The 11,660-nt window shown below is 39.3% G+C and carries 12 protein-coding genes; 7 read left to right on the forward strand and 5 right to left on the reverse strand.

Annotated elements, in window-relative coordinates; all coding sequences use genetic code 11:
• Positions 1-9: 9 nt before the first annotated feature.
• The 6 genes from CAL6303_RS23090 (at position 10) to CAL6303_RS23115 (ending at position 5,680) form a co-directional block, all read left to right on the forward strand.
• On the forward strand, positions 10-1,365 hold the full coding sequence (locus CAL6303_RS23090) for an OB-fold nucleic acid binding domain-containing protein (RefSeq protein WP_015200248.1): 1,356 nt from the start codon (positions 10-12) through the stop codon (positions 1,363-1,365).
• Positions 1,366-1,521: 156 nt separating this feature from the next.
• Positions 1,522-2,817, forward strand: coding sequence for an adenylosuccinate lyase (gene purB / locus CAL6303_RS23095; RefSeq protein WP_015200249.1), 1,296 nt, complete (start codon positions 1,522-1,524; stop codon positions 2,815-2,817).
• A gap of 152 nt (positions 2,818-2,969) precedes the next feature.
• Entirely contained in the window at positions 2,970-3,503 is a 534-nt protein-coding gene (locus CAL6303_RS23100) for a DUF411 domain-containing protein (protein WP_015200250.1), read from the forward strand.
• 80 nt (positions 3,504-3,583) lie between these two features.
• A complete protein-coding gene (locus CAL6303_RS23105; protein ID WP_015200251.1) occupies positions 3,584-4,984 on the forward strand; it encodes an adenylate/guanylate cyclase domain-containing protein in 1,401 nt (466 codons plus the stop codon).
• A 118-nt stretch (positions 4,985-5,102) separates the two neighbouring features.
• The gene (locus CAL6303_RS23110; RefSeq protein ID WP_015200252.1) at positions 5,103-5,300 is read left to right on the forward strand and encodes a hypothetical protein; all 198 of its coding nucleotides are present in this window, start codon (positions 5,103-5,105) and stop codon (positions 5,298-5,300) included.
• A complete protein-coding gene (locus CAL6303_RS23115; RefSeq protein ID WP_015200253.1) occupies positions 5,297-5,680 on the forward strand; it encodes a type II toxin-antitoxin system VapC family toxin in 384 nt (127 codons plus the stop codon). The genes CAL6303_RS23110 and CAL6303_RS23115 overlap by 4 nt, the downstream gene beginning before the upstream one ends.
• Before the next feature lie 10 nt (positions 5,681-5,690).
• Here CAL6303_RS23115 and CAL6303_RS23120 read toward each other — a convergent pair whose 3' ends face one another.
• On the reverse strand, positions 5,691-7,124 hold the full coding sequence (locus tag CAL6303_RS23120) for an MFS transporter (protein ID WP_015200254.1): 1,434 nt from the start codon (positions 7,122-7,124) through the stop codon (positions 5,691-5,693).
• 65 nt (positions 7,125-7,189) lie between these two features.
• Between CAL6303_RS23120 and CAL6303_RS23125 the strand changes: the two genes are divergently transcribed.
• Positions 7,190-7,717: a phosphoribosyltransferase gene (locus tag CAL6303_RS23125; RefSeq protein ID WP_015200255.1), complete on the forward strand. Its 528-nt coding sequence runs from the start codon at positions 7,190-7,192 to the stop codon at positions 7,715-7,717.
• A gap of 96 nt (positions 7,718-7,813) precedes the next feature.
• On the opposite strand, the gene CAL6303_RS28680 is transcribed toward CAL6303_RS23125, so the two are convergent.
• The 4 genes from CAL6303_RS28680 to CAL6303_RS23145 all read right to left on the reverse strand — a co-directional run bounded on the left by CAL6303_RS28680 (position 7,814) and on the right by CAL6303_RS23145 (position 11,417).
• Positions 7,814-9,472: a tetratricopeptide repeat protein gene (locus CAL6303_RS28680; protein ID WP_015200256.1), complete on the reverse strand. Its 1,659-nt coding sequence runs from the start codon at positions 9,470-9,472 to the stop codon at positions 7,814-7,816.
• A complete protein-coding gene (locus tag CAL6303_RS23135) occupies positions 9,469-10,248 on the reverse strand; it encodes a hypothetical protein (RefSeq protein WP_015200257.1) in 780 nt (259 codons plus the stop codon). The genes CAL6303_RS28680 and CAL6303_RS23135 overlap by 4 nt, the downstream gene beginning before the upstream one ends.
• Positions 10,249-10,270: 22 nt before the next feature.
• On the reverse strand, positions 10,271-10,702 hold the full coding sequence (locus CAL6303_RS23140; protein ID WP_015200258.1) for a hypothetical protein: 432 nt from the start codon (positions 10,700-10,702) through the stop codon (positions 10,271-10,273).
• A 130-nt stretch (positions 10,703-10,832) separates the two neighbouring features.
• Positions 10,833-11,417, reverse strand: coding sequence for a hypothetical protein (locus CAL6303_RS23145; RefSeq protein ID WP_015200259.1), 585 nt, complete (start codon positions 11,415-11,417; stop codon positions 10,833-10,835).
• Positions 11,418-11,660: the final 243 nt, after the last annotated feature.

Raw genomic sequence — 11,660 nt, forward strand, 5'->3', positions numbered from 1 at the left:
GTTAAAGTTATGGTCAAAATAATTGCGAGAACATCCCTTGGCACAGCGAATGTCTATGATATTGGGGTGGAACGTGACCATAATTTTACTATTCGTGGTGGTTTGGTGGCTGCCAATTGCTTCAACAAATCCCACTCTACTGCCTATGGTTATGTGACCTATCAAACTGCGTATTTAAAGGCAAATTATCCTTTAGAATACATGGCAGCTTTGCTGACATCCAATAGTGGGGATACTGACAAGGTACAGAGATATATCTCCAGTTCCATCACTATGGGTATTCCCATTGATCCACCTGATATTAACCGTTCTGGATTAGATTTTACCCCAGCAAACGAGCATATTTTATTTGGGTTTTCGGCAATTAAAGGTTTGGGACAAAATGCGATCGCATCTATTATTGAAGCTAGGGAAACAGGTGACAAATTTCAGGCTCTGGCTGATTTTTGCGATCGCGTAGATTTACGAGCAGTTAGCCGCAAAACCATTGAATCCCTGATCTACTGCGGAGCCTTCGACACAATCAGCAGTAACCGCCATCAATTAATTAAAGACCTCGAATTCGTCTACGACTGGGCACAATCCCGCGCCAAAGACCGCGCAACCGGGCAAGGAAACTTATTTGATCTACTTTCAGGAAGTGGATTTTCTGGCAATTCGAGTAAAACCAACTCCAATACCGCTTTTGAATCCGCACCTAGGGCAAAACCCGTTCCCGATTTACCTCCCCAAGAAAAACTTCACAAAGAAAAAGAATTACTCGGCTTTTACGTCTCGGATCACCCCCTCAAATCTATTCGTCAAACTGCGGGAATCCTGGCACCCATCAACCTTTCCCAAGTTAGTGAGCAAAAAGAGGATGCAGCAATATGTGTTGTAATTATGCTCAATAACGTGATCAAACGAGTCACCCAAAAAGGTGATGCGATGGCAATTTTACAAATAGAGGATCTCACATCCCAATCGGAAGCAGTAGTTTTCCCCAAAACCTACGAACGTATTAGTTCTATCCTCCAAGTTGATGCTAGATTAATCCTCTGGGCAAAAATTAAACGTCGTGATGATCAAAATCAAATCATCGTCGATCATGTTGAAGCGGTAGAAACTGTACAAATGATCATGGTGGAACTTACACCTTATCAAGCAAGCACCATTGAAGAACAAAATCGTTTGCGAGATGTCCTCAAAGAACAAGTCGGAGAAAAAGATAAAGCCAAAGTTCCTGTAATTGGCATTGTGCAAGCAGGTGGTTTCCGTCAACTTGTGCGCTTTGGCAGACAATTTTGGGTACAGGATTCGATGAATGCTGTGATGGCTTTACAGAATGCTCAATTTTCTGCTCGGATTCAACCTTTGACAAATTAATTTTTTGGGGTTTTTGAGGAGAATTACGGTAATTTTACAAGAAATAAGTCCCAAAGCCCCGCACTTTTAAGCCGGAGAGAGGTCAACTTTTATCAATTTCTTGGAAACGATGTAACCACACACTGTAAAATACGAAATTGTAACCAATACTAGACCGTGATTGAGCGTTATACTTTACCCGAAATGGGTAATCTTTGGACTGATACCTACAAGTTTAAAACTTGGCTACAAGTAGAAATCGCTGTTTGTGAAGCCCAGGCTGAGTTAGGCTACACTCCCAGTGAAGCTGTAGCAGAGATTAAAGCAAAAGCAAATTTTGACCCGCAACGAATTTTAGAAATTGAGGCAGAAGTTCGCCACGATGTAATTGCTTTCTTGACAAATGTCAATGAATATGTAGGTGATGCTGGGCGTTACATTCACTTAGGAATGACAAGTTCAGATGTTCTGGATACGGCTTTAGCGCTACAGATGGTTGCAAGTTTGGATTTGATTTTGCAGCGTCTTAACGATTTAATTGAGGTGATTCGAGAAAGGGCGCACGAACATCGTGATACTGTGATGATTGGGCGATCGCATGGTATTCACGCTGAACCAATGACGTTTGGTTTTAAGTTAGCTGGCTGGTTAGCTGAAGCTTTACGGGGTAAGGAACGTTTAGAAATCATCCGTAAAGACATCGCAGTTGGTAAAATTTCTGGGGCAGTAGGAACCTACGCCAATATTGAACCCCGTGTAGAAGCCTTAGCTTGTGAGAAATTGGGACTCCAAGCTGACGCAGCATCAACCCAGGTGATTTCACGCGATCGCCATGCTGATTACGTGCAACAATTAGCGTTGCTAGCTTCTTCCATGGAAAGGTTTGCAGTGGAAATTCGCAACCTCCAAAAAACTGATGTCTTGGAAGTCGAAGAGTATTTTTCTAAGGGACAAAAAGGTTCCTCTGCAATGCCCCACAAACGTAATCCCATCCGTTCTGAGCGTTTGACAGGAATGGCAAGAATGGTACGCAGCTATGCGGTGGCAGCTTTGGAAAACGTTGCCCTATGGCACGAACGTGATATTTCCCACAGTTCAGTAGAACGGGTGATGTTACCAGATGCTTGTATTTTAACCCATTTTATGCTGGTAGAAATGACTCAATTAGTTAAAAATCTACTGGTATACCCCGAAAACATGGAACGAAACATGAACTGTTATGGTGGGGTTGTATTCAGTCAGCGGGTAATGCTGACATTGGTTGAAAAAGGAATGCGTCGTGAGGATGCATATAAAATTGTTCAGGAAAATGCCCATACCGCTTGGAATCGTTCTGACGGCAATTTCCGAGAACTAATTAGTAATGATGTTAGGGTGAAAGAACAATTATCACCTACAGAAGTGGCAGATTGTTTCGATCCGCAACACCATCTACAACACTTAGGTACAGTTTATCAACGTTTAGGAATTTAGGGAATTTTATAGCGATCGCCTATTGAAACTATCCCTACTAAATGCCGATGAAAACAAAGGATTGTATTCAGGAAGCGATCGCTAACTTCAATTTTGAGCGCATCCACATGGAAAACCCTTACGATTAACTAGGAGGCAATATCATTGACTATATGAGACAGAAAAAATCACCTTGTTGGCAATTGGAGCTATATTTTTCCAACTTACCACGCTTTGTTGCGGTCTTAGTCATGATGGCGATCGCAATCTTGGGTAGTTTTATAGTAAATACTGGGATGAGTTATGCAGATACCATCGCAGCAACAAATATCACTGTTTATCATACTCCTGAATGTAGCTGCTGTGGTGGGTGGATAGATCACTTGAAGACGGAGGGTTTTCAAGTCCAAGATTTATCAACAGATAATATTGAGGCTGTAAAACAAAACTACAAAGTGCCAGATAACTTAACATCTTGCCACACCGCAATCGTAAATGGATATGTGATTGAAGGACATGTTCCGGCAAGCGATATTCAAAGTTTACTGCAAAAAAGACCAAATATTGTCGGTTTATCCGTGCCGCAAATGCCTGTAGGTACTCCGGGGATGGAGATGGGAAGCAAAAAAGATCCTTTCACAGTGCTTTCTTTCTCTAGTCAGGATAAAGTCGAGGTGTTTCGTGATTATCCCCTACAGACAAACTAACCGCTGATAAGCTAAACCACATCTAGATTGCATCAATCTGGGAACTATATAAATATAGTTATCTCTCAGTAGATATTTCCATGTCAAAAAAACTTCCTCATTCATCTCCTATTCGTAATTTAACGATTTTTTACACTGCTTCGCTGAGTGCAGTGGCTTTTTTATCGATTATGGGACAATTGGTAGTTCAGCGGATGTTGACACAGCAGCAACAAAACTTAGAAATTGTCAGCTTAATTGAAAAGCGACAAACGCTTTGCCAACAGATGATTAAGCATACAATGCGGATGAAGTTAGAACCTAGTCGAGAGAATCGTCAAGAACTTCAGCAATTGATTATGGCTTGGAAAGATTCAGGTGAAGCTCTAAATCAGGCAGCTGAAAATGTTGAAGATTTTTCCCAAACACAGCAAAGAGTTTTGCAGCAAAAAATCTCCACAATTGAACCTGCGGGAGTGGAAATGAGGGAAGCAGCTAGTCAAATGATGCAGGAAGGAATCCGTGAAAAGCGTTTAGGTTTTAGTGAACCACCAATAGATGTAATTAAACAATCACCCATAGCTAGATTATTAAAGGAAGAACAAACTTTAATGAAAGGCTTAGATGACATTTCCCAATGGTATAACCAAGAGGTGATTGCTGGAATCACTCAACTCAAGCAAATGGAATATGGTTTGCTGGGATTGATGTTATTTGTGCTGTTACTTGAAGGAATATTAGTTTTTCGTCCAGCAGTAATGAAGATTCAAGATACATTAAGTCAGTTAAAGATTGCGCTTCACGAATCAAAAGTTGCATCACAGAAATTAGCAATTGAAAAAAGTCAATCAGAACAACTATTACTAAATATTTTACCCCAGCCCATAGCCCAACGCCTGAAACAAAGCCAAGCTACAAGTAATATAAATGCCGATATTTTGATTGCTGATGCTTTTAATGATACAACTGTGATGTTTGCTGATATTGTGGGTTTTACAGATTTATCAAGTCGGATTCCCCCGCAAGAATTAGTTAATTTACTCAATCAAATATTTTCCCGCTTTGATTTGCTAGCTGAATCTTACAATTTGGAAAAAATCAAAACTATTGGAGATGCATACATGGTTGTGGGAGGTTTACCATCCCCTCGCGCTGATCATGCGATCGCTATTGCTAGTATGGCACTAGAAATGATTGATGCAATAGCCCAATTCAATCTGGATACTGGGGAGAATTTTCAAATTAGGATTGGTATTAATAGTGGCTCAGTAGTGGCTGGTGTCATTGGGTTACGCAAGTTTATTTATGACCTTTGGGGCGATACTGTAAACATTGCTAGCCGCATGGAATCCCACGGTGCCCCTGGGTTAGTTCACGTTACTAAAGATACCTATATTTTGCTTAAGAACGTATTTATACTTGAAAAACGAGGATTGATTTCCGTCAAAGGTAAAGGGGAAATGGAAACCTACTGGTTAAAAGGGAAAATCAACCCGGCTTAATTCTGCTAAATATGTGATTTACTCTGAATGCGTTGGCGCAGCCCATCGGAGATATCGCTTAATAGTTGTATTCTGTATCCCTGATTTTAGATATTATGGAAATATTAGGAGAAAAATTATGCCAATAATTAAAATACCCAGACATTATGTTATGTCTCAAGATGAAGATTCAATTACGATAGATATACCAGAGTCAATGCTGTCACCTGGGAAAAAAGACTATGAAAAAATTACTCAAGCCAAAGGTATTTTAAAGGATAAGAAAGCAGCAATTCTGACTCATTTGGAAAATCTTCGTCAGGAATGGGACGAATGAAATATGTTTACGACACCAATATTTTTATCTACTATCTTGCTGATGAGCCAAGAGTTGATTCGTTATTTGGAGAAAATTTTCTGAATTTACATGATATTTTGGTGTCACCAATTGTTCGCATAGAATTACTGAGTTTTTCTGGTTTATCAGAAAATGAAAAACAATCTATCGAAGATTTATTATCACAGTTTAAATCTGTTCCACTTTCGAGAGAGATTGAAGATCAAACAATTCACTTAAAGCAACGACATAAAATAAAGCTTCCTGATGCAATTATTGCGGCAACTGCACTAAATCAAGATGCATTTTTAGTTACAAGAAATGTTCGTGATTTTCAAGAAATTGCTGGAATAAAAATTCAAAATCCCTTTGTGAATTAATAAAATCCCTCTAAACCCGGTTTTTTCGTCTTTCCAACTCCGCAAGAATCTCTGCATGTGCTTCCTTGGTGATGGGGTAGAAATAGGTTAATATCAATCCTAGAAATAACGCGATCGCAGGAACGGGCGCGATAAAGAAACGGATGATATTTAGAACTGCATCAGGTTGAATTTGAGCAATATTCCCCACTGGTTTGAGATATCCTGCCCATCCTAAACTTTCCAGCATCAAAGCAACAGCTAAACCCAGGCAAATCTTTTGGATGAAAACCACAAAGCTATAAAAAATCCCTTCTCTACGTTGTCCAGTTCTCAATTCATCCAACTCGATGATATCTGGTAACATTGACCAAGGCACCAGGTAAGCACAGGAAACACCAACACCAGCCAAAACACATAACAGGTACATAAACCCAGTTTGACCAGGTTGGATAAAGAATAACCCAATTTGGGCAATTAACCAAGAACTCATCCCCATAAAGTAAACTGCTTTTTTTCCCAGACGACGACTGATGTTACTCCACACAAATAACATCGACATGGCTGTTCCTTGCACTGTTAGCGGCACTAAGGTGATATGTATTTCTGGTAATTTCATCAAATTAACAACGAAATATGGTATAATCCCTGCCGTTAGTTGCACAGCTAACCAAGAACACAAATAAATGCCAATCACGAATAGGAAAGGGATATTTGTAAAGGCTATTTTTAGTTGCTGTAAATAGGGAATTGATACAGGTTGCTCGATTTCTGGGTTTTGATTTCCCACTGCCTCAGCGCGTTTCCTGGTTCCCCAAACACACCAATAGATGGGTAAAACTGAGATAATGGCGCAAATAGCCCCCAAAATTAAATACTTTAAAGCTTTATCTTCAGGGACAAACTTGGTAATTATTAGGGCGATAACTAAAGAAAGAATGCTACCACCAATAGAAAAGGTAAATCTAAAGCTATTTAAACTGGTGCGTTCATCATAATCCTTAGTTAGTTCGGCAGTTAGGGCAGTATAGGGTAAATTGACGACAGTGTAAAAAGCATTGAAAAGAATTGAAGCCGCTGTATAATACCAAAATAAAGCAATTTGGTTAAACTCAGGATTATCACTGAAGTGAGGGACAATCCAATTGAGGAAGAAAAATAAGCCAAAAGGAACCGCACCCCAAATCATCCAAGGATAGCGACGACCCCATTTAGACAAAGTGCGATCGCTTAATACCCCAACCATAGGATCATTAACAGCATCCCATACTTTACCAACTAGTTGTGTTCTCCCAGCCAAACCAGGACTTAAACCCGCGACATCCGTCAAAAAGGGTGACAAAAATGATATTCCAATCATCGCTGTAATTGCCGTCCCCAAATCCCCTGCACCAAAAGCCAACTTTGTACTTAAGTCTATTTTTTTATTTTGTTCGCTTAATTTATCAGATGCAGAATTGCTCATAACACTGCTTTTTCACCCTATAATAAAAAGTTTGCTGTCTAATATCGATTATCAACCAGGTTGTTATGCCAGACCTTCACGTTTCTTGGTCAGATTATCACCATAAAATTGAGCAACTCGCTGCTAGTATTTATCAATCTGGCTGGGAATTTGATCAAATCCTCTGTTTAGCACGGGGAGGATTGCGAGTTGGTGATATTTTATCGCGTATTTACCACAAGCCACTGGCAATATTAGCAACATCATCATACAGTGGCAAGGGCAAGCAAGAAAGGGGAAGTTTAATCTTCTCACAGCATCTGACAATGACAACTGAAAACCTGGGTTCCCGCATCCTTTTGGTAGATGACTTGGTGGATTCTGGAGTGACATTACAGGAGACTATTCCCTGGTTAAAGAAATATAGTCAGTCTCCAATTGAGGATATTCGCACTGCGGTAATTTGGTATAAAGCTTGCTCTGTCTTTCAACCTGATTACTATATTGATTATTTGACTGATAATCCCTGGATTCACCAACCATTTGAGCATTATGAGTTTACAAATCCGGCTGATTTGGTGACAAAGGGTATAGCGACAGCAAACATAACTTAAGATTGGAGGAAATTTTGGAGACTTCCAAAACCCGTTTTTTCCATGACTCAGCATGAGAATTAAAGATTTGATGATGAATGAAAACCAGGTTCCCCGTTAACTTTCTATATTTTCTGTATATAGAGAACGTAATGCGTCAAGAGCGCGTTTTCCCCTTTGGCGAGCACCTTGTTCGGTTACAGGTTTTGTTTTACTAGAAAGGCGAACAGCAATTTCACTCCATGATAAATTATCGAAGAAGCGCCATTGAATTATTTGGCGATCGCGCTCTTTCAACCGTGCAATTTGTGACTGAAGATATTCTGTATCATCTGTATCGAATGCTGATGATAGCTCTTGACGATGAACATTCCCGAAAAATTCCAACATCCTGGGCTTTACTATGATGCTTTGGCGGGAAAGCTTGTATTGTTTGTTAATATAGCGATCAGCAACTAACTTACCCCATGTAACTGGATGCCTGACTTCCATTCCTGATTTCACCGCTTCAATCAGAGACACAATGACGTAATGAAGAACATCTTCCTCTGATACATTTGGTTTTAATCTAAGGAGGCGATGTTTGATATAAGCAGAAAGCCATTGAGATTGAAGCGTTTGCGAAACTACTTGACTCAAATGGGAATCAATTTCATCGTAAAGTGTGATCGCATTTTCGTAGTTGGATAGTGTTTCTTCAGGTCTATCGAGAAACTGGAGAACATTGCCAATAGCTTCTAATGCTGTAGCTTCACCCAAACGAGAACTAACTTCGCGGTATAAAGCGAGCGCATTTTCGCGCTGAGATAGTGCTTCTTCAGTTCTATCGAGAAGCTGGAGAACACAACTAATAGCTTCTAATGCTGTAGCTTCACCCAAACGAGAACCAACTTCGCGGTATAAAACGAGCGCGCTTTCGTAATGAGATAGTGCCTCTTCAAGTCTATAGAGAAACTGGAGAACATCACCAATACCGACTAAAGTGTTAGCTTCACCCAAACGAGAACCAACTTCGCGGTATAAAACGAGCGCGCTTTCGTAATGAGATAGTGCTTCTTTAGGTCTACCGAGAAACTGAAAAACATCGCCAATACCTATCAAAGTATTAGCTTCACCCAAACGAGAGCCAACTTCGCGGTATAAAACGAGCGCGCTTTCGTAATGAGATAGTGCAGCTTGAGAACGATAACTTTTAGCCTCAGCTTGACCCTTGCGATAGTAAACAATAGCTTTGATTGTAGAATTAACCCTATTTGCCGCAACTTGTTCTAACAAAACATTCGCTAGGGTTTCAATTTCTCCATATCTAAACGAATTATTTAGATCAATAAAATAGTTATCAATAGTATTCCCAGCACCATCAGTATCAGTCACAGCTAGATGATAAAGCCATTCAATTTTAGCTTCAGCAGTATCTTGATTCTGGAAATACTCACTTAACCGCAACGAAAGAGTCAAAAACTCTTCTTTATTTTCTTCCCAAAGATGATCTAATATCAACTTGCGAGTCAACTCATGGATATTATATCCACGCTCGGCAAACACCTCCACAAAAGATAAAGATTGAATCTTAATATAAAGCTCATCAGCTTGTGTCGCAAATTCTGGACGTAATGCAGCCAAAATATTCCCATCAAACCAATGGGGGATGGCAGCCGCCCAAATCATCTGCGATAATTCTGCTGGTAATGCATCCAAAAGGCTCTGTGTGACAATCCAAGCACGTTCAGAGTCAGATTTTGCTTCAGTTAGCCTTGCCAGTAAATCCTGGCTCATTTTGAATAACCCTCTATTGATTTGAGATTTTGAAATAATTCACTAATATTCTTAGGATTCCCCTTATTAGCATCAATAAGAAGTTTCACCATCTTCTCTTCTAAATTTAAACCGATTTCTTGGGTGAACTTATACCAAGCTTCAGTTTCCTTAATTTCCCCCAACTCGCACCGATGACAATGATTTTCCCAAGCTGCATTCCTTTCTGGTGCACTTTGTCCAGCAATCACCACCCGTAAATTTGGACTTTTGGGAATCACCACCAAAAAATTATCATTAATCCAACTGGCTAACTGGGTTGTAGGATCGTTAAAAGTATCAAACAAAAAGACAATTGTTTGTTTAATTGCCCGTAAGTCTCGAAAAAAAGCCTCTTGGAGTTGCATCAACCGGAATTTTTGAGTTTGTTCATCGACTTCGAGGGCAATTGTGATGTCCATTTGCCCAATTACTTTATTATCTCCGATATTGATATTCGCAGCAGTCAAATCTTTGACAGCTTTGTCAAATTCAGGAAAATTATCGTCCCCCAAAGTATCACGAATTCGCCAAAACACATAGGGAATACCCGCACCAGCAGCTTTGATATCCACAACAACTGGATATGCTGCTGGGTGAGAATGTTCGGAAAACTTCAGCAATAAATCAGTCTTCCCATAACCAGATGGTGCTTTCAGCAAAAAAATTCGCCGAGTTGCATCTACACTCAGCATTTCCTGAAAGTGTTGTAACTCATTGGTTCGATTTGCCAGCTTTGTTTGATTAATGAATGACATGATTAAATATCAACTATGCTGACTATCCTGGTTCTTTTTCAGTTTCAGGAATTAACTCCGCTTCCATCACCTCTCCCATAGCTTCGGGAAGGGATGAAGGTTGGGGAATATTTTGGTTAGAGGGAATATTACTGGAAATATCTGGAGTTTGGCTGGTTTGTGTGGGGAACTTCACAGAAATATCAGTTTTACCTTTGAAGTCATTATCTTTTAAACGAGTATTATCACGCTCCAAAAGCACCTTAGTTTCTCCCAAGGTTTTGTTGCCGCTAATATCTATAGTGTAAGGATTCTCTAGTTTTTGGGGAAGTTGTTTATCATTTGCAGTAACTTTGGTTTCCAACTTCCCCTCCGACGACAAACTGAGGAAAAATTCCTTCAGGCGATCGCGTAACATAAAAATAGTGGTTAAAATCGTGCCGCAGATAGCAAGTGTAATGTACAAACTGAGCATGATAGGTTTCCTGCGATTTTCGCTAATTTATATAGATATACTTAAGTATCTTCTCTAAACTAGCAGTATTCTATTTTAATTTTCCAATAAATAATGCCCTAAAATCTGACTTCCATCTAAACTCCAAAATCTACCAACTTTCAGCCCAATAGACAATTTCCGAAACCGAATCATCTACTGCCACACCATAACTACTACCATGATTCCATTTAAAGCCCTCACGACCTCTATCTTCCACACCCAAAACTAATATTTCCGACGTACTAGGAAAATCCTGGCTTGAATCTTCTCCACTAGTATAAAAAAATGTTGTTGGCACACCATTGGGTAAATTTACATGGTCATTTGTGCTACCTCCTCGGTATTTACGTTTAGCAGCAGCTTGATATTGAGATTGTAATTTTTTGATTTTTGCTAATGGCTGTTTGATTCTAAGTTGTAAGATATTGCCCCCATTTAGGTATCCTGGAGAATAAATAAATCGAGTATTAGTGGCATCTACAGGGATTTCTTGGGGAAAGTGTTTAATCTGAGTTTTATTTAACCAAGTTTGATTTAGTATTTTTTTATATTGAGCAGCATCTTTAACTATTAAATTGGATTCATTATTTTCACTGAAATGACGATTAATAAAAAAGCTACCTCCGACTAAACCAACACCAGCAACTGACATCAAAATAACAGTTAAAAATTTAACAAAGTTCGGCTTTTTCATTGATTTTGGGAATATTTAAATATTTTTCTCCCATAAATAATTACTAGCGGACTTCGTATTTCTCCGGATCGGCTTTAGGGTATCTTTACCAAAAATTCATCAATCATTCAGTAAAATTAACTAGAACTTTAAAATTGCAATATATCTAAATAAATAGCCTGCTCGCGTTAACATGCGATCGCGTATCTTGAGGATCTAACGAGTTAATAGTTAATTTAGTCAAAATATTTACCTTAAAGTATT

Source organism: Calothrix sp. PCC 6303, assembly GCF_000317435.1.
Taxonomy (GTDB): domain Bacteria; phylum Cyanobacteriota; class Cyanobacteriia; order Cyanobacteriales; family Nostocaceae; genus PCC-6303.